At 64.2% G+C, this 22,412-nt stretch carries 23 protein-coding genes; 15 read left to right on the top strand and 8 right to left on the bottom strand.

Annotated features, from left to right (window positions below):
* Window positions 1–22: 22 nt before the first annotated feature.
* Window positions 23–1,126 (bottom strand): DNA recombination protein RmuC, encoded by a 1,104-nt coding sequence (locus BP38_RS20610; protein ID WP_245602408.1) that lies wholly within the window; start codon window positions 1,124–1,126, stop codon window positions 23–25.
* A 163-nt stretch (window positions 1,127–1,289) separates the two neighbouring features.
* Between BP38_RS20610 and def the strand changes: the two genes are divergently transcribed.
* Genes def through truA form a run of 3 tightly spaced genes read left to right on the top strand, consistent with a single transcriptional unit; the run spans window position 1,290 to window position 3,589 of the window.
* Window positions 1,290–1,826, top strand: a complete 537-nt coding sequence (def, locus tag BP38_RS0112740; RefSeq protein WP_026988034.1) for a peptide deformylase — start codon at window positions 1,290–1,292, stop codon at window positions 1,824–1,826.
* A gap of 51 nt (window positions 1,827–1,877) precedes the next feature.
* Complete coding sequence (gene fmt / locus BP38_RS0112745) at window positions 1,878–2,849, top strand: methionyl-tRNA formyltransferase (RefSeq protein WP_051609337.1); 972 nt, start codon at window positions 1,878–1,880, stop codon at window positions 2,847–2,849.
* The gene (gene truA, locus BP38_RS0112750; RefSeq protein WP_026988036.1) at window positions 2,846–3,589 is read left to right on the top strand and encodes a tRNA pseudouridine(38-40) synthase TruA; all 744 of its coding nucleotides are present in this window, start codon (window positions 2,846–2,848) and stop codon (window positions 3,587–3,589) included. The genes fmt and truA overlap by 4 nt, the downstream gene beginning before the upstream one ends.
* A gap of 27 nt (window positions 3,590–3,616) precedes the next feature.
* Here truA and BP38_RS0112755 read toward each other — a convergent pair whose 3' ends face one another.
* Window positions 3,617–3,964, bottom strand: a complete 348-nt coding sequence (locus BP38_RS0112755) for an antibiotic biosynthesis monooxygenase family protein (protein ID WP_026988037.1) — start codon at window positions 3,962–3,964, stop codon at window positions 3,617–3,619.
* A gap of 119 nt (window positions 3,965–4,083) precedes the next feature.
* On the bottom strand, window positions 4,084–4,287 hold the full coding sequence (locus BP38_RS23265; protein WP_322098958.1) for an NIPSNAP family protein: 204 nt from the start codon (window positions 4,285–4,287) through the stop codon (window positions 4,084–4,086).
* 78 nt (window positions 4,288–4,365) lie between these two features.
* On the opposite strand from BP38_RS23265, the gene BP38_RS0112765 reads away from it, so the two are divergent.
* Window positions 4,366–5,052, top strand: a complete 687-nt coding sequence (locus BP38_RS0112765; protein ID WP_026988038.1) for an ArsR/SmtB family transcription factor — start codon at window positions 4,366–4,368, stop codon at window positions 5,050–5,052.
* On the opposite strand, the gene BP38_RS0112770 is transcribed toward BP38_RS0112765, so the two are convergent.
* Together BP38_RS0112770 and ccrA are read right to left on the bottom strand one after the other, a co-directional pair.
* Window positions 5,030–6,718: an acyl-CoA dehydrogenase family protein gene (locus BP38_RS0112770; protein ID WP_026988039.1), complete on the bottom strand. Its 1,689-nt coding sequence runs from the start codon at window positions 6,716–6,718 to the stop codon at window positions 5,030–5,032. The genes BP38_RS0112765 and BP38_RS0112770 overlap by 23 nt on opposite strands.
* Window positions 6,719–6,804: 86 nt before the next feature.
* Window positions 6,805–8,085: a crotonyl-CoA carboxylase/reductase gene (gene ccrA, locus BP38_RS0112775; RefSeq protein ID WP_026988040.1), complete on the bottom strand. Its 1,281-nt coding sequence runs from the start codon at window positions 8,083–8,085 to the stop codon at window positions 6,805–6,807.
* A 197-nt stretch (window positions 8,086–8,282) separates the two neighbouring features.
* On the opposite strand from ccrA, the gene BP38_RS0112780 reads away from it, so the two are divergent.
* From BP38_RS0112780 to thiL, 11 genes are all read left to right on the top strand, one after another.
* Complete coding sequence (locus tag BP38_RS0112780) at window positions 8,283–10,295, top strand: protein meaA (protein WP_026988041.1); 2,013 nt, start codon at window positions 8,283–8,285, stop codon at window positions 10,293–10,295.
* A 65-nt stretch (window positions 10,296–10,360) separates the two neighbouring features.
* A complete protein-coding gene (locus BP38_RS22665; RefSeq protein ID WP_155992429.1) occupies window positions 10,361–11,467 on the top strand; it encodes a cytochrome b/b6 domain-containing protein in 1,107 nt (368 codons plus the stop codon).
* Between the two features lie 107 nt (window positions 11,468–11,574).
* Complete coding sequence (rpiB, locus tag BP38_RS0112795) at window positions 11,575–12,015, top strand: ribose 5-phosphate isomerase B (protein ID WP_026988042.1); 441 nt, start codon at window positions 11,575–11,577, stop codon at window positions 12,013–12,015.
* Between the two features lie 53 nt (window positions 12,016–12,068).
* Window positions 12,069–13,382, top strand: coding sequence for a serine hydroxymethyltransferase (gene glyA, locus BP38_RS0112800; RefSeq protein WP_245602409.1), 1,314 nt, complete (start codon window positions 12,069–12,071; stop codon window positions 13,380–13,382).
* A gap of 33 nt (window positions 13,383–13,415) precedes the next feature.
* Window positions 13,416–13,877 (top strand): transcriptional regulator NrdR, encoded by a 462-nt coding sequence (gene nrdR / locus BP38_RS0112805; RefSeq protein ID WP_022729493.1) that lies wholly within the window; start codon window positions 13,416–13,418, stop codon window positions 13,875–13,877.
* Window positions 13,858–14,973: a bifunctional diaminohydroxyphosphoribosylaminopyrimidine deaminase/5-amino-6-(5-phosphoribosylamino)uracil reductase RibD gene (ribD, locus tag BP38_RS0112810; RefSeq protein WP_026988044.1), complete on the top strand. Its 1,116-nt coding sequence runs from the start codon at window positions 13,858–13,860 to the stop codon at window positions 14,971–14,973. The genes nrdR and ribD overlap by 20 nt, the downstream gene beginning before the upstream one ends.
* A 47-nt stretch (window positions 14,974–15,020) precedes the next feature.
* A complete protein-coding gene (locus tag BP38_RS0112815) occupies window positions 15,021–15,611 on the top strand; it encodes a riboflavin synthase (RefSeq protein WP_026988045.1) in 591 nt (196 codons plus the stop codon).
* A gap of 7 nt (window positions 15,612–15,618) precedes the next feature.
* Window positions 15,619–16,764, top strand: a complete 1,146-nt coding sequence (gene ribB / locus BP38_RS0112820) for a 3,4-dihydroxy-2-butanone-4-phosphate synthase (RefSeq protein WP_051609338.1) — start codon at window positions 15,619–15,621, stop codon at window positions 16,762–16,764.
* Window positions 16,765–16,863: 99 nt separating this feature from the next.
* Entirely contained in the window at window positions 16,864–17,325 is a 462-nt protein-coding gene (locus tag BP38_RS0112825) for a 6,7-dimethyl-8-ribityllumazine synthase (protein WP_026988047.1), read from the top strand.
* A gap of 32 nt (window positions 17,326–17,357) precedes the next feature.
* Window positions 17,358–17,867, top strand: coding sequence for a transcription antitermination factor NusB (gene nusB, locus BP38_RS0112830; protein WP_035725244.1), 510 nt, complete (start codon window positions 17,358–17,360; stop codon window positions 17,865–17,867).
* A gap of 31 nt (window positions 17,868–17,898) precedes the next feature.
* On the top strand, window positions 17,899–18,885 hold the full coding sequence (gene thiL, locus BP38_RS0112835) for a thiamine-phosphate kinase (protein WP_026988049.1): 987 nt from the start codon (window positions 17,899–17,901) through the stop codon (window positions 18,883–18,885).
* Here the strand turns inward: thiL and BP38_RS0112840 are convergent.
* From BP38_RS0112840 to BP38_RS20630, 3 genes are all read right to left on the bottom strand, one after another.
* Window positions 18,876–19,934, bottom strand: coding sequence for a TIGR01620 family protein (locus tag BP38_RS0112840; protein ID WP_026988050.1), 1,059 nt, complete (start codon window positions 19,932–19,934; stop codon window positions 18,876–18,878). The genes thiL and BP38_RS0112840 overlap by 10 nt on opposite strands.
* A complete protein-coding gene (locus BP38_RS0112845) occupies window positions 19,931–21,334 on the bottom strand; it encodes a YcjX family protein (protein WP_162175161.1) in 1,404 nt (467 codons plus the stop codon). Before BP38_RS0112845 ends, BP38_RS0112840 begins: the two co-directional genes overlap by 4 nt.
* A 98-nt stretch (window positions 21,335–21,432) precedes the next feature.
* Window positions 21,433–22,329 carry a dienelactone hydrolase family protein gene (locus BP38_RS20630; RefSeq protein ID WP_155992431.1) on the bottom strand — a complete coding sequence of 299 codons (897 nt, stop codon included), beginning with the start codon at window positions 22,327–22,329 and terminating at the stop codon, window positions 21,433–21,435.
* Window positions 22,330–22,412 lie beyond the last annotated feature (83 nt).

Raw genomic sequence — 22,412 nt, forward strand, 5'->3', positions numbered from 1 at the left:
ACGTCTGTTGTTGCCGTGATCCCTATTCCTCACCCCGCACCGGTGGGGTGATCTGCGCCTCGCTGTCTTCCTTGTCCTCCAGTTGAAGATCCTCGATGCGCTCACCGCGCTTGGAAACCTTCTCGGTGGAGATGCGGATCTGGCGGATGTCTTCGGTGGCCTGGTCGAAGTGGCGCTGCAGCTTGCCGACGCGGTCGTCCAGGCGTCCGACATCGGCCAGGAGGTGATGGACCTCGGTCTGGATGACACCGGCCTGTTCGCGCATGCGCACGTCCTTGAGCACGGCGCGCACGGTGTTGAGAGTCGCCATCAGGGTGGTGGGGGAGACGATCCAGACGCGGGCGCGATAGGATTCCTCCACCAGAGACGTGAAGTTGGCGTGCAGTTCGGCATAGACCGCCTCGCTGGGCAGGAACATGAGCGCCGATTCCGCCGTTTCTCCGGCGATGATGTACTTGTCGCGAATGTCCTTGATGTGCTTGCGCACATCGTTGGTGAAGGCGCGCATGGCCGCCGTACGGCTGGCTTCGTCCTCGGCCGCGCGCAGATTGCGAAAGGCCTCCAGCGGGAACTTGGAATCGATGGCGATCGAACCCGGCGGGTTGGGCAGCAGCAGCAGGCAGTCCGCGCGCGTTCCGGTCGAAAGCGAAGCCTGGAAACTGTAAGCCGAAGGCGGCAGGACGTTTTCCACGATGTCGTGCAGCTGGACCTCGCCAAAGGCCCCACGCGCCTGTTTGTTGGAGAGGATGTCCTGCAGGCCCACCACCTGGCCGGACAGCTCGGTGATGTTCTGCTGCGCCTTGTCGATCACCGCCAGGCGCTCGCGCAGATCGGTCAGGCTCTTGGACTGCTGTGTCTGGGATTCGTTGAGGCGGTCCCCGATCTTCTTCGAGAAGTCAGACAGCCGCTCCTCCATGCTGCGCGCCAGTGCCCGTTCCTGCGCGCGCAGGCTCTCGGACATCTGGGCCTGTACGGCCGCCTGGCTCTCCGACAGCTGGCGCAGGCGCTGGTCAACCTCCTGATTGCCCCGGTCCTGGCCCCGGCGCAGCAGAAGCGCCACCACCACACCGACCATCAGGCCGACCAAGCCCGTCAAGGCCAGCAGAAGCGGGTCAACTCCGTCCATAGTCTCCATCCATTCCGTAGCGTCCGGGGCCTGCATAGCACAAGCAGTCAGAGTCGCGGGAGCATGGGGCGTGCCTGGCCCACGGCTTCAAATCTTGACGCCTGCTGGTGAACGGCATACCTATCCAGATTAGAAGGATTTCAAGGAACGGATACCTCGCAAAATGGCATTGCTTCCCATCGTGACCGCACCGGATCCCGTGCTCAAGACCAAGGCAAAGCCGGTCGAGCGCGTGGATGACGCTATCCGGAAGCTGATGGACGACATGCTCGAGACCATGTATGCCGCGCCGGGCATTGGCCTGGCTGCGCCGCAGGTGGGGGTGTCCAAGCGCGTGATCGTGGTGGATGTCACCTCCGAGGACGAGGAACGCAAGCCCCTGCTCATGGCCAACCCGGAGCTGATTCAGGTATCCGACCACGATGCCTCTTACGAGGAAGGCTGCCTGTCGGTTCCGGAATATTTCGGCGAGGTGGCGCGCCCCGCGGAAATTCGCGTCCGCTACATCGATCGCGAGAACGAAATCCGCGAACTGGAGGCCGATGGCCTGCTGGCCACCTGTATCCAGCACGAGATCGACCATCTGGATGGGATCCTGTTCCTGGATCACCTGTCTTCCCTGAAGCGCAACATGGTGCTGCGCAAGCTGCTGAAAGCCAAGAAGACGCACAGCCTGCCGAGCTACGCGGCCGCTTCTTAAAGGTTTTACCTTCGGCTGGCATTGGCGTTTGCGCATGCTATAAGCGAGCCCATGTCGGACAGCACCATCCCATTCAGCACGAAGCCCTTGCGCCTGGCCTTCATGGGAACGCCGGATTTCGCCGTGCCAACCCTGGAAGCCTTGATTGCTGCCGGCCACGAGATCGTGGCCGTCTATACCCAGCCGCCGCGGCCCGCCGGACGCGGTCATCGCGAAAGGCGCTCGCCGGTGCACGAAACGGCACTGGCTCATGACCTGCCGGTCTCTACGCCGCAGAACCTGAAGAATCCGCAAGCGCAAGCCGATTTCGCGGCCCTGAACCTGGATGCTGCCGTGGTGGTGGCCTATGGACAGATCCTGCCTCAGGCGGTTCTGGATGCGCCGCGCCATGGCTGCGTCAATGTCCATGCCTCGTTGCTGCCGCGCTGGCGCGGTGCGGCGCCGATCCAGCGTGCGCTCCTGGCCGGGGATGCCGAAAGTGGGGTGACCCTAATGCGCATGGAGGCCGGCCTGGACACCGGGCCTATGCTGGCGCGCCTGCCTTTGCAGATTGCGCCCGATGAAACCGGGCAGAGCCTGCATGACCGTCTGGCGCTTCTGGGTGCCGACGCCATAGCCGAGGTCCTGGCTGACTATGTGGAGGGCCGCATAACGCCGGAAGCGCAGCCGGAAGAGGGCGTGACCTACGCCGCCAAGCTCACTCGCGAGGAAAGTGCGCTGGATTGGCGCCGGCCGGCGGTGGAACTGGAGCGCAAGGTCCGTGCCTTTACCCCCTGGCCAGGCGCTTTCTGCGAGCTTGATGGCGCGCGCATCAAGGTGGTGCAGGCGTCCCTGCAGGACGGCCAGGCAGGCGCCGCGCCCGGGACCGTTCTGGATGACCGCTTGACGGTGGCGTGTGGCGTCGGCGCCTTGCGTCTGGAGAAACTGCAGCGCCCGGGGCGCTCCATCCTGAAGGCCGGGGATTTCCTGCGTGGCTTCGCCGTGCCGGCCGGCACAACCCTGAGCCTGCCGGAGCCGGAATGAGCCAACGTTTCAAGCTGACCTTGGAGTACGACGGTGGACCCTTCGTCGGCTGGCAACGCCAGGACAACGGACATTCGGTGCAGGCGGCCGTAGAGGATGCGGTTCATGCCTTTTCCGGCGAGCGCGTGGTTGTTCACTGTGCGGGGCGCACCGATGCCGGGGTACATGCCGTGGCCCAGGTGGCGCATTTCGACCTGGAACGTTCGACCCGGCCAGACACCGTGCGTGATGCCGTGAATCATCACCTGAAGCCGCAGCCGGTGGCCGTGATCGCGGCCGAGGAGGTGGACTCTGACTTCCATGCGCGTTTCTCGGCCAGGGAACGAAGCTATCTCTATCGCATCGTCAATCGGCGTGCGCCGCTGGTGCTGGATGCCGGACGTGCCTGGTGGGTGCCCAAGCAGCTGGACGCAGAGGCAATGGCCGCTGCGGCGCAGCGCCTGCTGGGCAGACACGACTTTACCTCTTTCCGTGCCTCGGAATGCCAGGCGGATTCGCCGGTGAAGACGCTGGATCGCCTGGAGGTGGTGCGCGAGGGAGAGACGATCGAGATCTACGCCGCCGCCCGTTCCTTCCTGCATCACCAGGTGCGCAATATCGCCGGTACCCTGAAACAAATCGGCCACGGCCGCTGGGCGCCGGAAGAGATCAGTGCCATCCTTGAAACACGCGATCGCTCCGCCGCCGGCGAAACTGCGCCACCGGAAGGCCTGTACCTGATCGGTGTGAGTTACGAATAGTCATCCCCCAACGAGGGACTGTCGGCATCACCCGCCATGGGCCTCGCGGCTGTCCTGGGGCGCTTGGGCACGGTCATTCATGCCGTAGTCACGAATGACGCCGGCGATGCGCAGGCGGTAGTCGTTGAAGACGCCGACGCGGCCCTCGGCCTGGGTGGCGCGGTGGTTCGGGCGATTGCGCCAGTTGCGCACCGCCTCCTCGTCGCGCCAGAAGGACAGTGACAGCAGCTTGCCGGAGTCGGTCAGGCTCTGGAAGCGTTCAACGGAAATGAAACCGTCGATCTCTTCCAGCTCGGGTTTCAGTTCAGCAGCCAGGTCCAGGTAGTGATCGAATTTGCCCTCGGCTGGCCAGACTTCGAAAATGACGGCGATCATTTGGCGTCCCTCCCGTGCGGTGTTGATTCCAGGCGCAGAAATATCCTGTCTTCCCGGTGAATGAACCTCTCTTTCTGCGCAAAGGCGAAATTCTCACGTGCACCGGGGTCTTCGCGCAATCACTGTCGATAGCTCTCGTAGGCAGCCAGGGAGTCGATGTTGTAGAGACCGTAGGCCGTGGTGCTGGAGCCTTCATGGGGTGCATAGTAGCCGATCAGGTCAGCCCCACAGCGCGGGATAATCTGTCCCCAGTTGCGGGCATAGGCCTCGAAATCTTGCTGCTTGCAGGGATCGATTTCATAACGGATGAAGCAGGTGATCATTTGATCGACCTCAAGATGTTGATGATGCCGGCAGCTTAGCGGATTGAATGTCACCTATGCTTCGGCTAACGTCGAAGTATGAACGAAGGACCGAAGATCGCATCCGTGGCCGCGTTGCTGGGGGATCCGGCGCGCGCCAACATCCTGACGGCCCTGATGGATGGGCGGGCGCTCACCGCCAGCGAACTGGCGGAAGCTGCGGGCGTGACCCTGCAGACCGCCAGCGGGCATCTCGCGAAACTGGAATCCTCCAATCTCCTGAAAGCCGAAAAGCAGGGACGTCATCGCTATTTCCGGCTTTCGGATCCGGACGTTGCAGAGGTGCTGGAAGGTTTGATGGGGCTGGCCCAGCGCACCGGCGCGGTGCGCGTGCGCAGCGGGCCGCGCGACCCGCAACTGCGCCAGGCCCGCCTCTGTTACGATCACCTTGCCGGCGAGCGCGGGGTCGAGCTGTTTGAAGGACTGCTACGGCACGGACTGATCCATGACGCCGAGCGCCCCGCCCTGACCGAAGACGGGCGCGGGTTCTTCATGGACTTCGGCCTCGAGATCGAATCTCTGGAGAGAAAACGCCGGCCGCTCTGCCGGCGCTGCCTGGATTGGAGTGAACGGCGCGGTCATCTGGCGGGTGCCCTGGGGGCGGCCCTGTTGCAGCAGTTCCTGGAGCGCCGCTGGCTGCGGCAGGGAACCGGGCGTGTCGTGACCTTCACCCCCGAAGGCGAGCAGGCCTTCCGGAGCCTCGTCAGTTCCGGCCGGGTTTCATGAGGCCGCGGGTGATGACCTGGGCCTGGATCTCGGCCGCACCTTCGAAGATGTTGAGGATGCGGGCGTCGCAGAGCACGCGCGAGATCTTGTACTCCAGGGCATAGCCGTTGCCGCCGTGGATCTGCAGCGCGTTGTCGGCGTTGGCCCAGGCGACGCGCGCGGCCAGCAGCTTGGCCATGCCGGCCTCGATGTCGCAGCGTCGTCCGGAATCCTTCTCGCGTGCGGCGGCAAGTGTCAGCTGTCGCGCCACCATGGTCTCCACCGCCATCCAGGTGAGTTTTCCGGAGACACGCGGAAATTCCAGGATCGCCTTGCCGAACTGCTTGCGCTCCCGGGCATAGGACAGCCCCAGTTCCATGGCGTTCTGGGCAACGCCCACGGCCCGGGCGGCGGTCTGGATGCGCGCGGATTCGAAGGTGGCCATTAACTGCTTGAAGCCTTCGCCCTCGACCTCGCCCAGCAGATTGGCGGCCGGCACCTCGAAGCCGTCGAAGGCGATCTCGTATTCCTTCATGCCGCGATAGCCCAGCACCTCGATCTCGCCGCCGCTCATGCCTTCGGCAGGAAATGGCTCTGCATCGGTTCCCCGCGGTTTCTCGGCCAGGAACATGGACAGGCCGCGATAGCCCGGCTCATCCGGGTTGGTGCGCGCCAGCAGGGTCATGACGTCGGTTCGCGCGGCATGGGTGATCCAGGTCTTGTTACCGGTGAAGCGGTAGACCTCGCCGTCCTTCTGTGCGCGTGTGCGCAGGCTGCCCAGGTCCGAGCCGGTGTTGGGCTCGGTAAAGACGGCGGTGGGCAGGATCTCGCCCGAAGCGATGCGCGGCAGCCAGTGGTCCTTCTGTGCCTGTGTGCCGCCCAGGGTGATCAGCTCGGCGGCGATTTCGGAGCGTGTGCCCAGAGAGCCCAGGCCGATGTAGCCGCGGCTCAATTCTTCGGTGACGACGCACATGGCGGTTTTGCCCATTCCGGTGCCGCCATAGGCCTCGGAAACCGTCAGGCCGAAGACGCCCAGGTCGGCCAACTGCTGCACCACCTCCAGCGGGATCAGATCGTCCTTCAGGTGCCATTCATGGGCGGCCTCGGAATGGGCGTCGGCGAACTTGCGGAACTCGTCGGCGATCATGGCTTCGGTCTCGTCCAGGCCGGGCGCGCCAAAATGCCCATCGTGCAGGAAATCGCCGATGCGGGCCCGCACGGCAGCGGTATGGCCGGACGCGCAGAGCTTCTTCACGGCGGGCGTCAGGAAGGCATAGGTCTCGGCCTCGGACAGCCCCAGGTCGACAGGGCGCAGGATTTCCACCTGGCTGAGCGCGATGCCGCCGTACAGCTGGTTCAGGTACTCACCGAAGGCGGCCTGCAGCATGAGCGCTTCCAACTCGCCAAAGCGCCCCTCGCTTTCCAGCCGATCGGCCCAGTTCAGCATCTCGCGCAAGGCAGCAACATAGGTGGCAAACCAGGCATAGCCGTGGGCGGCGAACTGCTCGCGCTCCAGCAGCGCCGCGTCAGGCTTGCCCTCCGGGGCGACGCTGGCCGCCAGGGCCGCCTTGGCGGCTTCCGAGAAGCTTTCGGCTGCCGACAAGGCCTCACGGCAGAGTGCCGTCAGATCGTCGAGGAGAAGTCCCTCGCTGCCTGCGCCTGAAGCGGTGGTTCGTGCCTGGCTCAAGGTTGCGTCCCCTTTTCCTGCCTGAAAGCGATGCGTAAGTTATGGCCGCTCGGGCCGGGCCAGGCAAGGCCTGGCCCGGGAAGGGATCAAGCCTCGATGGCGTCCTCGATGGTGCGCAGGCCGGGGCGTTTGGCCTGGACCAGGACGGCCATGTTGCCGGGCTTGTGCTGATTGTTCATCATCTTGGTGTGGGCCAGCGGAATGTCCTTCCAACCGAAGACTTCGCTCATGCAGGGATCGATGCGCCGTTCGATCACCAGCCGATTGGCCTGGCTGGCCTGCTTCAGGTTGGCGAAGTGACTGCCCTGGATGCGCTTCTGGCGCATCCAGACGAAGCGGGCGTCCATGGTCAGATTGTAGCCGGTGGTGCCGGCGCAGAAGACCACCATGCCGCCGCGTTTCACCACGAAGCAGGAGACCGGGAAGGTCTGCTCGCCCGGGTGTTCGAACACGAAGTCCACGTCGTTGCCCTTGCCGGTGTGTTCCCAGATCGCCTTGCCGAACTTGCGCACCTCCTTCATGTAGTCGCCGAAGTCGTCGCCGTTGACGTCGGGCAGGCGGCCCCAGCAGTTGAAGTCCTTGCGGTTGATGACACCGCGTGCGCCCAGGCCCATGACGAAGTCGTGCTTGGTCTCGTCGGAGATCACGCCCAGGGGATTAGCCCCGCCCGTGGCGATGAGCTGGATGGCCATGGAGCCCAGTCCACCCGAGGCGCCCCAGACAAGGACGTTGTGACCGGGCCGCAGGATGTGCGGACGATGGCCGTACAGCATGCGATAGGCGGTGGCCAGGGTCAGCGTATAGCAGCCGCACTCCTCCCAGGTCAGGTGTTTCGGCCGCGGCATCAGCTGGCGGTCCTGGACGCGGCAGAACTGGGCGAAGGAACCGTCCGGGGTCTCGTAGCCCCAGATGCGCTGGGAGGGCGAGAACATGGGGTCGCCGCCGTTACACTCCTCGTCGTCGCCATCGTCCTGGTTGCAGTGGATCACGACTTCGTCGCCCACCTTCCAGCGCTTGACGGCCGAACCCACGGCCCAGACCACGCCCGAGGCATCGGAGCCGGCCACGTGGTAGTCGTCGCCGTGCACATCGAAGACGGAGACCGGCTGGCCCAGGGCCGCCCAGACACCGTTGTAGTTGACCCCGGCCGCCATCACCATGACCAGAACGTCGTGGCTGTCCAGCTCGGGAATGTCCACGACCTCCTGCTGCATGGCGCTTTCCGGCTCACCGTGACGTTCCCGGCGGATCGCCCAGGCGTACATCTTCTTCGGTACATGCCCCAGAGGCGGGATTTCCCCCACTTCGTAGAGATCCTTGATTTCCTGTCCGGGATGGGTCTGCACCACTTCGGCAGCGCTGTTCATGACGGCCTCCTTGTTCCTGTCCAATTCTGCGGGACCGGCTTGTTGTGCCGGTTGTTTTTGCGCAAGCTAACTACAACGATATATTTTTTGCAATGCAAAAAGATAGTATGTTACGAATGTGCTAGTTTATGGGTAATTTCATAACGTATTATGAGATATATCAGAAATAACAGGGAAAAATTGAAGGGAGATGGGGCGTGACTTACTCAGAGGCGAGTGCAGCGCAGCATGAGCAGCCTGGGCGCGATCGACCCTGGCTGTTCCGGACCTATGCCGGTCATTCCTCGGCGCGCGCCTCCAACGCGCTCTACCGCAACAACCTGGCCAAGGGGCAAACCGGCCTGTCGGTTGCCTTCGACCTGCCGACCCAGACGGGCTATGACAGCGATCACGCGCTGGCCCTGGGCGAAGTGGGCAAGGTGGGCGTGCCGATCTCTCACCTGGGGGACATGGAGGCGCTGTTCGACGGCATTCCCCTGGAACAGATGAACACCTCCATGACCATCAATGCGACCGCGCCCTGGCTGTTGGCACTCTACATCGCGGCTGCCGAGCGGCAGGGGGTGGCGCGGGAGTCCCTGACCGGCACCGTCCAGAATGACGTCATCAAGGAGTATCTCTCGCGCGGGACCTACATGCTGCCGCCCGCGCCCTCGCTGAAACTGACCACGGACGTCATTGCCTTTACCTATCGTGAGCTGCCGCGTTGGAACCCCATGAACGTCTGCAGCTACCATCTGCAGGAAGCCGGGGCCACGCCGGTTCAGGAACTTGCCTATGCGCTGACTACGGCAACCGCGGTCCTGGACAGCCTGCGTGATGGTGGGCAGGTGCCGGAAGCGGACTTCCCGCGCGTGGTCGGGCGCCTGTCCTTCTTCGTGAATGCCGGAATCCGTTTCATCACCGAGCTGTGCAAGATGCGCGCCTTCGTGGAGTTGTGGGACGAAATCTGTCGTGAACGCTACGGCATCGAGGAAGAGAAGTACCGGCGCTTTCGCTATGGCGTGCAGGTGAATTCGCTTGGCCTGACCGAGCAGCAGCCCGAGAACAATGTCTATCGCATCCTCCTGGAAACACTGGCCGTTGTGCTATCGAAGGATGCACGGGCGCGTGCCGTGCAGCTGCCGGCCTGGAACGAGGCCCTGGGCCTGCCGCGGCCCTGGGACCAGCAATGGAGCTTGCGCCTGCAACAGGTCCTGGCGTGCGAGACCGACCTGCTGGAGCATGAGGATATCTTCACGGGCAATCCCGTGATCGAGCAGAAGGTGGCGGGCCTCATGGAGGAGGCCAGAGCCGAGATGGCGCGCGTGGCCGAGCGCGGCGGTGCCGTGGCGGCGGTGGAAAGCGGCTATATCAAGGAACGTCTGGTGGACAGCGCTTCCCGGCGTTTCGCCGCGATCGAAAGCGGCGATCTGCCGGTGGTCGGCGTCAACTGCTATCAGGAAAGCGAACCCTCGCCACTGACCGCTGGCGAGGGTGGTGGCTACCTGCAGTCGGACCCCCAGGCCGAGACGGAACAGGTGGCGGCGCTGGAGGCCTGGCGACAGCAACGCGACGGGCAGAAGGCCGCACAGGCCCTGGCCGAACTGGAAGCTGCGGCGCGGGAAGGCCGCAATGTCATGGAGCCCTCCATCGCCTGTGCTCATGCAGGCGTGACCACCGGCGAATGGGGAGAGGCCCTGCGCTGTGTCTTCGGCGAATACCGTGCCCCGACGGGCCTTGGGCGTGGACGCGAAGTCTCGACAGCGGAGCAGGACCGCCTGGCGGAGCTGTGCCGCCGCGTCGAGGCCCTGTCCGAGAAACTGGGATGCCGGCCCAAGATGCTGGTCGGCAAGCCGGGGCTGGATGGGCATTCCAATGGCGCTGAGCAGATTGCCGTACGAGCGCGGGATGCCGGCTTCGAGGTGGTCTATGAAGGCATCCGCCTGACGCCGGCCCAGATTGCCAATGCGGCCCTGGAGGAGGGCGTGCATGTCATCGGCCTGTCGATCCTCTCGGGCAGTCACCTGGCCCTGGTTTCGGCGGTGCGCGAACGCCTGCAGGTCGATGGCCTGGCGGACTTGCCCCTGGTGGTGGGCGGCATCATTCCCGAAGCCGACGCAAAGGCTTTGGAAGAAGCGGGCGCCGCTGCAGTCTTTACACCCAAGGATTACGAATTGACCCCCATACTTGCCCGGATTGTTGACCTGGTGGAACAGGACCTTGCATAGCCTGTAAGGCATTTGCCTCTGGCAAAACGCTGAGGAAGGACTACCTTCAGGGCAGGAAGGGTGCCATGACCGAAGATGTCCAATTCCAGCGCTACCATCCTGTCCAGCGCGCTCTGCACTGGCTGCTGGCCTTCGCCCTGATCGGGCAGGGTATATTTGGCCTGTACATGGTTTCCATGGCCAACTCTCCGCAGAAGATCGAATTCTACAATCTTCACAAGTCCATTGGCCTGACGATCCTGGTCCTGGTGATCCTGCGCCTGGTCTGGCGCTGGCGCCACCCGCCTCCGCCCCTTCCGGCCGGCATGCCGGCCTGGGAAAGGCTGGCCGCGCGCGCCAGCCACGTCCTGCTCTATTGCCTGATGCTTGCCATGCCGGCGAGCGGCCTGGTGATCGGCTTCGCCTCCGGTTTCCCCACGGTCGTCTATGGCCTGTTCAACCTGCCCAGCCCCATTGAGGCCAACGAGGAATTGATGCACTTCATGTCCAGTTTGCATTTCTATCTGGCGACCGCCCTGCTGCTCCTTGTGCTGGTGCATGCCGCCGCCGCATTGCGCCATCACTTCCTGCTGAAGGATACGGTCCTGCGCCGCATGCTGCCGGCCCTGGCCGGAGGCTTGCTGTCCATCGGGGTGCTGCTTCCGGGAACTGTACAGGCCACCGAGTGGCAGACGGACTATGAGCAGAGCCGCCTGGCCTTTATCGGCAGCCAGTCGGGCGACGAATTCGAGGGAGTGTTCGAGGAATTTGACGCTGCTATCATCTTTGACCTGGAAGACCTGGACAATGCCAGCGTCGAGGTAACGATCGAAACGGCCTCGGTGAACAGCGGATCAGGGCAACGGGACAGTTCCATACGTGATGAAGGCCTGTTGCATGTCGAGCGTTATCCGCAAGCCCGCTTCGTGGCCGAGTCCTTTCGTGAGATCGGCGAAGGCCAGTACGAGGCCGAGGGCGCTTTGACCCTGCGCGATACGACGCGTGACGTGGTCCTGCCCTTCAGCCTGGAAATCGAGGGTGAAGGCAAGGACCGGCAGGCGCGCGCCGAGGGTGAACTGGCCATCAACCGCCTGGACTATGGCGTGGGGCAGGGCCAGTGGGAGGACACCTCCCAGGTTGGCGCCGAGATCGTCATCCATTTCGTCCTGCACGCCGAAGCCACCGGTTCCTGACCCTGCGAACCGCCTTGAACCCGGGTGTCACCTGAAACCGGGGGCTTGGCTTTGCAGTCACGTCTACATGTGGTAGCGTCCGGCACCTTCCTGAGGAACAGCGGAACATGTCGCGCGAAACTATAGCACTAGCCTCCGACCATGCCGGTTACGGGCTCAAAAGCCTGTTGGCGGAAGAACTTGCTAAGCTTGGCCACAACGTCCTGGATCTGGGGGCTGACTCGGAAGAGTCGGTCGACTATCCGGACTATGGACGGGCCATGGGCGAAGCCATCGCCGAAGGGCGTGTGACACGTGGCGTCATTGTTTGTGGCAGCGGCATTGGCATATCCATCGCCGCCAATCGCAATCCGGCCGTTCGGGCGGCGCTGTGTTCCGATGAAACCTCTGCGCGGCTGGCGCGTCAGCATAACGATGCCAACGTCCTGGCACTGGGGGCACGCCTGGTCGGCGAAGAGGTTGCCAAGGCCTGCCTCAAGGTCTTTCTTGAGACGGAGTTCGAGGGAGGCAGGCATCAACGGCGCGTCGACAAACTGGGGCAGGCCTAGGCTGTCCGCGCCTTTCACCTTATTCCGACAACAACGTCGAGGACCCTGAGAACATGACTGCACAAGCTGCGAAGTCCGCCATGACCGAAGACAATTTCTTCACCGCTGGACTGGAGGAGAGCGATTCCGATCTGGCGCATGCCATCCAGGACGAACTGGACCGCCAGCAGAATCAGATCGAATTGATCGCATCCGAGAACATCGTCTCGCGCGCCGTGCTGGAGGCCCAGGGCACAGTCCTGACCAACAAGTACGCCGAGGGCTATCCCGGACGCCGCTATTATGGCGGCTGCGAGCATGTGGACGTGGTGGAGAAGCTGGCCATCGAGCGGGCGAAGAAGCTCTTCGGCTGCAGCTTCGCCAATGTCCAGCCGCATTCCGGTGCCCAGGCCAACCAGGCGGTCTTCCTGGCCCTGCTGAAGCCGGGGGACACCTTCATGGGCCTATCGCTTTCGGCCGGCGGCCACCTGACCCACGGGGCGGCGCCGAACCTGTCGGGCAAGTGGTTCGATCCGGTGCAGTACGGCGTGCGCCGCGAGGATGGCCTGATGGACTTCGATGAAATCGCGCGCCTGGCCCGTGAGCACAAGCCGAAGATGATCATCACCGGCGGCTCCGCCTATCCGCGCCATATCGACTTTGAACGCTTCCGTGAGATCGCGGACGAGGTCGGAGCGCTGTTCATGGTGGACATGGCGCACTTCGCCGGCCTCGTTGCCGCTGGGGTGCACCCCAGTCCGCTGCCTCATGCCGATGTGGTGACCACCACCACGCACAAGACACTGCGCGGCGCGCGCGGCGGCATGGTGCTCTCGAACAGTGAGGAGATCGGCAAGAAGATCAACTCGGCCGTCTTCCCGGGCCTGCAGGGCGGCCCACTGATGCATGCCATCGCCGGCAAGGCCGTAGCCTTCGGCGAAGCGCTACAGCCCTCGTTCAAAACCTATGCGGCGCAGGTCGTGGAGAACGCCCAGGTCCTGGCCGAGACCCTGAAGGACGGCGGTCTGGATATCGTCACGGGTGGCACCGATACCCATGTGGTCCTGGTGGACCTGCGTCCGAAGGGTCTGACCGGCAACATTGCCGAAGTGACCCTGGATAAGGCAGGCATCACCTGCAACAAGAACGGTGTGCCCTTCGATCCGGAGAAGCCGGCCGTGACGTCCGGCATCCGCCTGGGGACACCGGCAGGCACGACGCGCGGTTTCGGTGCGGAGGAATTCCGTCAGGTCGGCCAGATGATCGTCGAGGTCCTTGACGCATTGGCCGACAATCGAGAGGACAACAGCAAGGCCGAAAAAGCGGTCTATGAAAAGGTCCGGGCGCTGTGCCAGCGCTTTCCCATCTATCCGGACCTGATCGACTAGAGGAACCGCGGGACCTGGCAGGGGTAGAAGACAATGCGCTGTCCGTTTTGCAGTCATGAAGACACACAGGTAAAGGACTCCCGTCCGACGGAGGACAGTTCCGCAATCCGGCGGCGTCGTCTCTGCCCCAACTGTGGGGCCCGTTTCACCACCTTCGAGCGGGTCCAGCTGCGCGAGCTGACGGTCGTGAAGTCGGACGGCAAGCGCCAGCCCTTCGACCGGGACAAGCTGATGCGGTCCATGCAGATCGCCCTGCAGAAACGCCCTGTGGATGCCGAGCGGCTGGAGCGGGTCGTCAATGGGATCGTGCGGCGCCTTGAAAGCTCGGGTGAGAGCGAAATTCCCAGCAAGGTCGTGGGCGAAATGGTCATGGATGCCCTTGCTTCGCTGGACGGTGTGGCCTACGTGCGCTTTGCCTCGGTTTACAGGAATTTCCGCGAGGCCAGTGATTTCGGCGAATTCGTAGGCAAGATCGGTGGCGACGGCGACATCTGAAGACAGGCTGTGGATGACGGCGGCCCTGGCGCTGGCACGGCGCGGGCTTGGGCGGGTTTCGCCCAATCCCGCGGTTGGCTGCGTCGTCGTGGCCGCGGGCCGGGCCATCGGGCGCGGCTGGACTCAGCCGGGCGGCCGGCCCCACGCCGAGACGGAAGCCCTGCGCCGGGCCGGGCCTGCGGCCCGCGGGGCGACCGCCTATATCAGTCTGGAGCCCTGTTCCCATCACGGAAAGACGCCGCCCTGTACCGACGCCCTGATCGAAAGCGGCATCAAGCGCTGTGTCATTTCCTGCGAAGACCCGGATCCGCGCGTGTCCGGGCGGGGAATTGCGGCCTTGCAGCAGGCCGGCATCGATGTGGAAGTAGGTCTTTGCGCTGATACGGCGCGCGAGCTGAACCGCGGCTTTTTCCTCAACAAGCTGACGGGACGCCCGCTGGTCAGTCTGAAACTGGCGACCTCTCTGGATGGGCGAATTGCGCTGGCTTCGGGCGAGAGCAAGTGGATCACGGGCGAGGCCGCCCGGGCTCGCGCCCATCTGCTGCGGGCCAGTCACGATGCCATCCTGGTCGGGGGCGGTACGGCGCTCGCCGACAATCCCCGGCTGGATGTGCGCCTGCCCGGACTGGATGCGCGTTCACCGGTTCGAGTGGTGATGGACCGGCGCTTGCAGTTGCCCGTTGAACATGACCTTGTGGCCCAGGCGCGGATACGGCCGACATTGCTGTTCACCGCTAAGCAGCATGATGAAGCGGTTCTTGCGGGCTATCGCGAGTCCGGCGTCGAGGTGGTGGCCTGCGAGGGCGCCGATGACGACAGTCGCTTTCCGGAGGTTGTCCTGAAAGCGCTGGCGGAACGTGGCCTGACGCGTCTTCTTCTTGAAGGCGGTGCCGGAACGGCAACCTCCTTTCTGAGGGCCGGGCTGGTGGATCGGCTGGAATGGTTTCGCGCCCCCATGCTGATCGGTGCGGATGGCCTTCCGGGAACGGGAAGGCTGGAACTGGAAAGCCTGGTGCAGGCCCCCGTCTTTCGCCGCGAGGCCCTGGAACCTTTGGGTGAGGATCTGCTGGAGCGTTATCGGCGCGAGGCGGCCTGACTCCCTGTGCTGGACGGCATTATACTTTAATCCATTGGACAGCCATCATGTTTACGGGACTAGTGAGTGATCTGGGACAGTTGCGCGAAAGCACCGGCGATGAAGACCGGCGCTTTCGCATTGCCACGTCCTATCCCCTGGACGAGGTGGCCATCGGTGCCTCCATCGCCTGCAACGGCTGTTGCCTGAGTGTCGTGGAGAAAGGGGCGGACTGGTTTGCCGTGGACGTGTCCGCCGAAACTCTGTCGAAGACGACTCTGGGCAGCTGGCAGCCGGGACAGCCGGTGAATCTGGAGCGGGCCCTGCGTCTCGGCGATGAACTGGGCGGCCATCTTGTCTCGGGCCATGTGGATGGCTTGGCGGAGATTCTGGAGATTCGGCCTGAGGGCGAATCCTTGCGTTTTTCCTTCCGCGCACCGGAGAAATTGGCGCGCTATATCGCGCCCAAGGGCTCCATAACACTGGATGGTGTCTCCCTGACAGTGAATGAGGTGGAAGGCGCCGCGTTCGGCGTGAACATCATACCCCATACGGCACAGGTCACCACTTTCGGCCGCTACGAAGCCGGGGACCGGGTTAATCTGGAAATCGACCTTCTGGCGCGCTACGTTGCCCGCCTCATGGCCCAGCAGGACTGAAGAAAGCATGTCGGAATCAAACGTCGAGCCCTGGCGCGTGACCTTTCGCGAACTGGTCTCGCCGATCGAGGAAATCATCGAGGAAGCGCGCAACGGGCGCATGTTCATCCTGGTGGATGACGAGGATCGCGAAAACGAGGGCGATCTGGTCATCCCAGCCCAGATGGCAGGACCCGAGGCCATTAATTTCATGGCCAAGTACGGGCGCGGCCTGATCTGCCTGACCATGACGCGCGAGCGGATCGAGTCCCTGGGCCTGCCGATGATGTCGCGCAAGAACGAGTCCCGGCACGAAACAGCTTTCACCGTCTCCATCGAGGCCAAGGAGGGCGTAACCACCGGAATATCGGCGCCGGACCGTGCGCGCACGATAGCCGTGGCCATTGATCCTTCCAGCACGGCCGAGGATATCGCCACGCCCGGCCATGTCTTTCCCTTGCTGGCCCGCGACGGCGGTGTACTGGAACGTACGGGGCATACGGAAGCGGCCGTGGACATTGCGCGGTTGGCCGGTCTCAATCCTTCGGGCGTGATCTGCGAGATCATGAACGATGACGGTACCATGGCACGACGCGACGACCTGATCGCCTTTGCCCAGACCCATGGCCTGAAGCTTGCCACCATTGCCGACCTGATCGCCTACCGCCGCCGCAACGACCGCCTTGTCGAGAAGGTCCTGACCCAGGACTTCGACAGCCGCCATGGCGGGCGCTTCCGCTTGTCAGTCTATCGCAACACCATCACCCAGGCCGAACATGTGGCGTTGGTGAAGGGAACGATTGACGATGGCGCGCCGGTCCCCGTGCGTGTCCATGCGCTCTCGGTCCTGGATGACGTCCTTTCCGACCGCGCGCAGGGGCGTGGCGGGGAATTGCAGGAAGCCATGGACATGGTTGGTCAGGAAGGCCGCGGCGTGGTTGTCCTGATCCGCGATCCCTCACCCATCTCAATCTCGGAGCGCCTGAAGCATCGTGGCGAGCAGGAAGGCGCGCCCAGCACGGAGTTGCGCGATTACGGCGAGGGGGCGCAGATCCTGCTGGATCTGGGCGTGCGAGAAATGGTGCTCCTGCACAACACGCGCCACACCATCGTGGGCCTGGAAGGCTATGGCTTGAAGGTTGTCGGCCAGAAAGCCGTGCGCCCGGCGCAATAGGGGCTTGCCTCAAGGGCGTGTATCCCCGATAGCGAGAGCTGGTGAATGCCGGGATCCCGAAGGGATCACGCCTGACAGAAAACGAAAAATGGATCGTTCATGAGTGACTCCCCACGCATCCTCGTCGTAGAGGCACGTTTTTACGAAGATATTGCCGATGAACTCTATTCCGGTGCGCAGGAGGCCCTGGAGGCCGCTGGCGCCGAGGTCGAGCGGATGACGGTTCCCGGCGCCTTCGAGATTCCCTCGGCCATCGCCATGGCTGTCGAGGCGGGCCGGCGGGACGCCACACGCATCTATGACGGCTATGTGGCACTGGGATGCGTGATCCGTGGAGAGACCAGCCATTACGACTATGTCTGCGAGGAAAGTGCAGGCGGACTGCGCGACTTGGGTTGCCGGCTGTGTGTACCGCTCGGCTATGGCATACTGACGGTAGAGACTGCGGAACAGGCCTGGGCGCGGGCCGATCGCAAGCGCAAGAACAAGGGGGCCGATGCGGCCCAGGCCTGCCTGCGCATGATCGAGATTTCGCGCAGTTTTGGCCTGACGGTACGATGAGCGACAGATTTTCAGGAAAGAGTGAAAACAACGTGAGCGACCCAGAAACCGAAGGAGACGACAGCCGCAAACCGCAAGTGTACAAAAGTGTGCGCAAGCGTCGTGCCGCGCGTCTGGCGGCTGTCCAGGCGCTCTACCAGATAGAGATGAACAAGGCTTCGCCGGAAGCGGTGATCTTGGAGTTCCTGAAGTACCGCACGGACGAGGAGATCGAGGGTTATTCCCTGGGCGAAGTGGACCAGCAGCTCTTCACGGAACTGGTGCGTGGCGTGCTTCGCGAGGCCAGCGACCTGGACGACATGCTTGCGGCCGTCATCTCGGAAGGATGGCAGGTGGAAAGGCTGGAGTTCCTGTTGCGTCTGATCCTGAGGGCGGGAACCTTCGAAATCGGACACAGGACGGACTTCCCGGCCAAGGCGGCAATCAACGAGTATGTCGATCTGGCCCATGACTTCTTCAACGACCGGGAGCCCTCCATGGTCAATGGCATGCTGGACCAGATTGCCCGCAGCCTGAGACCCGAGGAGTTCGAGGCCGGCTGACCCACCGCGCAGGTTACGAAAGGGCGGGGCCATGGTTGCGGAATTCGACCTGATCGCACGTTACTTCGCGCCCTTGGCAGAAGGCGAGCCGGGCGCCTTCGGACTGCAGAACGATGCGGCTGTGCTGGATGTTGCCAGCGGCCACAGTCTGGTGACGACCCTGGACAGCATGGTGGCGGGTGTTCACTACCTGCCGGATGATCCGCCCGACCAGGTGGCGAAGAAGCTGCTGCGCGTCAATCTTTCGGACCTGGCGGCCATGGGCGCGCGCCCGCGCGGCTACCTGCTCTCGCTGGCCCTGACGGGCGCGGAGGACGAAGACTGGCTTGCGGCATTTGCCAGGGGCCTGGAGCAGGACCAGCAGAAATACGGCGTGATCCTGCTGGGCGGAGATACCCTGCGCACGCCCGGGCCGCAGACGTTGAGCCTGACGGCGCTGGGCGAGGTCTCCAGGGGACAGGCCTTGCAACGAACCACGGCACGCAGCGGTGATGACATCTATCTGACCGGCACGCTGGGTCAGGCCGCCCTGGGGCTGTTCGTACGGCTGGGTCAGGCGGCCGAGAAACTGCCGGGCCTGGGCGATGAACAGCTGGCCAGGTTGGAGGCGGCCTATCGCCTTCCCGACCCGCCCGTGGCCCTGGGCGCACAGTTGCCGGGCCTGGTCTCCGCCTGCCTGGATGTCTCGGATGGCCTCCTGGCGGACCTGGGCCATATTGCGGAGGGGTCCGCACTGGGCGCCGAGGTCGAGCAAGCGCTGCTTCCCCTGTCGGAGGAGGTGAAACAGCTCCTGCAGCAGGCACCGGAGCGTTTGCAGGATGTTGTCGGTGGCGGGGACGATTATCAGCTGCTCTTCACCAGCGATCCGGGGCAGTGTTCGGCGCTGGAGGCGCTGTCCGCATCCAGCGGTGTTGCAATGACACGGATTGGCCGCATGACGGAGGGCGAAGCTGTGCGGTTGCTGGACAGCCAGGGCCGGGAAACCGCCGTGGCCCACGCCGGCTGGACTCATTTCTGACGCCTGGCTCTGCCCTCCGAACTCCCGTTCTCGGAGTATGAATCGCTGTCATGGCTTCGGCCTGGATAGAGCGCCTGCATCACCAGGCGCCGGGCCGAGGGGCGCCCGGACTGCCAGTCCATCGGGCGGCAGGCCTCGACGGCGGCCAGTCCCAGACGTGCGGTGAAGAGGCCGTTCACCAGGGCCGCGCCCGCCTTGCCCGACAGGCGGGCCGTGATACTGGCGCCCACCAGATCGCCCAGGGTTTCGTCCGCCGCTTCAAGTGTTCCGGCGGCGATCACGTCCAGGAAGGCGATTCGCAGCAGGCGCAGGCTGGCCAGTCCCCCGGGGCGTCCTCCATAGAGCCGGGCAAGGCGGGCCACCATGCGCAGGTCGATGACGGCGGTTGCCAGCATGTCGAAGATGGCGAAGGGACTCAGCACATTGATGAAGCCGCTGCGTCGGGTGGCGGAGGTAATGATGGCGGTGGCACGCTGGTCCAACTGGCCCAGGACATCACGCTCGAAGGCTTCCAGTTTTTCCCGGTCGTCCGTCAGGTCACTCTCCCGCTCACGCCAGGACGCCACGGCCCATTCGCTGACCGGCCGTTTTCCATAAAGCTGCAGAAGGGACTCCAGCAGGCTGCGCGCTTCCGCTGCATCCTCGCGGGCCGTGTGGCTGCGGGCCTGCAGGTGAGTCAGGCGCTTGAGCCGGAGCAGGGCGCCGAGTTCGCGCAGCCCCAGTAACAGGGCCCCCAGCAGCAACAGGCCGCAGGCCCCCAGCAGGGCCCAGTGGTACCAGGATTCGCTTCCCAGGATGGCGGTAACGAGGCTGTCCAGGGCCATGCCGAAGCCCGTGGCCGCCAGCAGCCCAAGGCCGGCGAGGAACAAACGTCCAGCCAGGGACCGGCGCCCCAGGGGATAGCTGAAGCTTTCCGCCATGCCCTCGCCTTCCGGCGCAGACTGCATGTCGGTCAGGTCGCGGGTGTCCGGGTGTCTCTCCGGCTCAGGAATGCCGGATGGTGCCGTCTCGCTCAGGGGGCGTGTTTCCGGTCTGCGGGACTCGCTCATGCCAGGCGGTCCCCGATCAGGTATTGCAGGGCCCGGTCCAGACGGATGTGGGGCCAAGCCTGAGCGCTAGAGAGCCCGACCGGAGGCTGGAAGGCGAGGATCTCGAAGGCGTCTGAGGGAATACCTTCAAGCGAAAGCTGACCCGGATAGTGGGCGACCTCCTGCTGCCCGCCCAGGGGAATGCCGGCTACATAGCGCCGGTTCGGGCGTTCGGGTTGCGTGACTTCGCGTGTCGCACGCAGGGCGGCAAGCGTCATGGTCTCGGTCTCGGCCCCCCGAAAGCGTGTCTGCCTCAGGCTGCCCGCCAGGCTGCGGGCAAGCAGGCCCTCCAGTATCTCGTGCTGGTCGCCCGGCAGGTGGTCTGCCTTGCTGCAGGCGAAAAGCACGCGGTCGACCCCGGCACGCAGCCTGCGCGGCAACCAGCTGCGGCCGATGCGCAAGGCTTCCTGCAGGCTCTGCATCTCGTGGTCCAGGGCCTTCAGGCCCTCGCTGCCACGGGACAGGTGGGCCAGCAGGTCGACCAGAACGAGCTGGCGGTCCAGGCGCATGAAGTGCCGACGGTGAAAGGGGCGCACGATGCCGTCGCGATAGCTTGCGAAGCGTTGCTCCATCAGTTCGCGCAGGCTGTGATCCTGGTTCCGTGCACGCCGGCGCCAGGCGGTATCGTGATTGGCTGGTGGCAGGGGTGCGAAGGTCAGGACCGGAGCGCCCTCAAGTTCCCCAGGCAGGAGGAAACGGCCCGGGTGCAGCAGCAGAGCCCGGGATTCCTGTTCCTGGCGCTGGCGAAGGTAGGACCGGAAGGCCTCGGCCGCCTGCATTGCCTTCTGCTCGGCCTCCGGGTCCGGGCGGTCGGGATCAAGATCGGCCAGGATTTGCCGGAATTCCCGCGCCGCGGCTTCGTGTCGGGGCTGCTGCATCTCCTCGAGCACAGCGCTGGACCAGCTGGCATGATCGTGGCCCAGCAGGGCCAGGTCCATCAGCCACTCTCCGGGATAGTCAAAGAGATCCAGGTGCAGGACGCCATCGCTCAGGCGCCCCTGGAGTCCCGTCGGGCGGTAGCGGATCGACAGGCGCAACTCGGACTGCCGACGTGTGCCCGGAGGCCAGTTCGTGGCCTGAGTCAGTTGGGCCAGGTTGTCCTCGAAGGGAAAGCGCGGCAGGTGCTGGTTGGGCTGCGGACGCAGCACGGCAGCGTGATAGCGTCCTTCCTGAACGGCCGTCAGGCCCTGGAGACGCTCCGGATGCAGCAGCGCCTGGACCAGGGCGGTCAGAAGGACTGTCTTGCCCGAGGACGAGAGGCCCGTGATGCCCAGGCGCAGGCGCCGTTCCAGCAAGCCGCGGCCCGCATCCGTGACGGTATCGATCCAGTCATGCACCACGTTCGTGTTCAGTCCTGTCACTTGCCCTTCGGGATGGCACGGCGCAAGGGGGGTGTGGAGATTTGGACAAGCTTGAAGAAAGCCGCATGCAACTTCAAGCGCTGGGCGATGGGGGTGCTTCAATCCCGGGAGTGGGCATGTGGGCTGAAGACGCGGCGGAGCAGTTGTCCCACCTCGGCGTTCGACTGGGCGCGAACGGAATCGTCACGTCCCATCAGGTAGCCTTTGCTGTCGCTGCAGAGCCCCAGAATGGCCTTGCGCATGAAGGGACTGTCCATGGCCAGTCCGAGGAAGCCTTCACGGGCATTGCCTTCCTCGTCCACGCGGAATTCACAGGGCGCCAGATTGCGGCCGATGCGCCGTGGTCCGGGACGGGAGCCATCCCACTGATGGTAGGCGCCCTCGTACACCACGACTTCGCTCGGAGCGCCCCCTTCTTCCAGGTCCCGGGCAATTTCGCGACACCGCTGTGGGTCGGTGATCTCGTCCTCGGCGCCCAGCAGCATCAGGACCGGCGCGCCAGTGGCTTCCTTGCGGTCGAAGCGCGCAATGCAGGGGCCGTAGAAGGCCACATGGGCGGCAAAGCGTTGCCCTTCGGGCGCCAGCGTTTCCGCCACCTGCTCATAGGCGGCAAAGACTGCCGCCATGCCGCCGTAGGAAAAACCCATCAGTGCCACTTTGCGTCCATCCACCTCGGGCCGGTCCTCGAGGTGCTTCAAGGTGGCATAGGCATCGGCCAGCATCATGGACTCCGTGATGTTAAGAAGCCTGTCGATGAATCCGGTGGCCATATCGCGCCGGGGCGCGAAGACATCCACGACGGCGGCCGCGATTCCCATATCGGCAAACTGCTGCGCGTAGAGGCGTTCACGCGAACCGATGACTCCGGCTGCGCCGTGCAGAAGGACCACGGCCGGCACGGGCGTGTCGGCCGAAGCTTCGTCCGGAAGGTAAAGGTCAACCGTGATCTCGGTTTCAGGGTCGGCTTCCGGGCCCCTGCCCACATCCGACAGCATGAAGGGACTGCTGGAGGACAGAGTCACCTCTTCGTAGCTGGTATCGACGCCATCATTCCGGCCAGCTCTGTTCCAGCTGCTCG

The sequence above is a fragment of the Fodinicurvata fenggangensis DSM 21160 genome (genome assembly GCF_000686045.1).
Taxonomy (GTDB): Bacteria; Pseudomonadota; Alphaproteobacteria; order Kiloniellales; family DSM-21159; genus Fodinicurvata; species Fodinicurvata fenggangensis.

Excerpts from the sequence above, each read along its gene's own strand:
- BP38_RS20610 (WP_245602408.1), bottom strand. The coding sequence starts at position 1,126 with ATGGACGGAGTTGACCCGCTTCTGCTGGCCTTGACGGGCTTGGTCGGC.
- def (WP_026988034.1), top strand. The coding sequence starts at position 1,290 with ATGGCATTGCTTCCCATCGTGACCGCACCGGATCCCGTGCTCAAGACC.
- fmt (WP_051609337.1), top strand. The coding sequence starts at position 1,878 with ATGTCGGACAGCACCATCCCATTCAGCACGAAGCCCTTGCGCCTGGCC.
- truA (WP_026988036.1), top strand. The coding sequence starts at position 2,846 with ATGAGCCAACGTTTCAAGCTGACCTTGGAGTACGACGGTGGACCCTTC.
- BP38_RS0112755 (WP_026988037.1), bottom strand. The coding sequence starts at position 3,964 with ATGATCGCCGTCATTTTCGAAGTCTGGCCAGCCGAGGGCAAATTCGAT.
- BP38_RS23265 (WP_322098958.1), bottom strand. The coding sequence starts at position 4,287 with ATGATCACCTGCTTCATCCGTTATGAAATCGATCCCTGCAAGCAGCAA.
- BP38_RS0112765 (WP_026988038.1), top strand. The coding sequence starts at position 4,366 with ATGAACGAAGGACCGAAGATCGCATCCGTGGCCGCGTTGCTGGGGGAT.
- ccrA (WP_026988040.1), bottom strand. The coding sequence starts at position 8,085 with ATGAACAGCGCTGCCGAAGTGGTGCAGACCCATCCCGGACAGGAAATC.
- BP38_RS22665 (WP_155992429.1), top strand. The coding sequence starts at position 10,361 with ATGACCGAAGATGTCCAATTCCAGCGCTACCATCCTGTCCAGCGCGCT.
- rpiB (WP_026988042.1), top strand. The coding sequence starts at position 11,575 with ATGTCGCGCGAAACTATAGCACTAGCCTCCGACCATGCCGGTTACGGG.
- glyA (WP_245602409.1), top strand. The coding sequence starts at position 12,069 with ATGACTGCACAAGCTGCGAAGTCCGCCATGACCGAAGACAATTTCTTC.
- nrdR (WP_022729493.1), top strand. The coding sequence starts at position 13,416 with ATGCGCTGTCCGTTTTGCAGTCATGAAGACACACAGGTAAAGGACTCC.
- BP38_RS0112815 (WP_026988045.1), top strand. The coding sequence starts at position 15,021 with ATGTTTACGGGACTAGTGAGTGATCTGGGACAGTTGCGCGAAAGCACC.
- ribB (WP_051609338.1), top strand. The coding sequence starts at position 15,619 with ATGTCGGAATCAAACGTCGAGCCCTGGCGCGTGACCTTTCGCGAACTG.
- BP38_RS0112825 (WP_026988047.1), top strand. The coding sequence starts at position 16,864 with ATGAGTGACTCCCCACGCATCCTCGTCGTAGAGGCACGTTTTTACGAA.
- thiL (WP_026988049.1), top strand. The coding sequence starts at position 17,899 with ATGGTTGCGGAATTCGACCTGATCGCACGTTACTTCGCGCCCTTGGCA.
- BP38_RS0112840 (WP_026988050.1), bottom strand. The coding sequence starts at position 19,934 with ATGAGCGAGTCCCGCAGACCGGAAACACGCCCCCTGAGCGAGACGGCA.
- BP38_RS20630 (WP_155992431.1), bottom strand. The coding sequence starts at position 22,329 with ATGCTGTCGGATGTGGGCAGGGGCCCGGAAGCCGACCCTGAAACCGAG.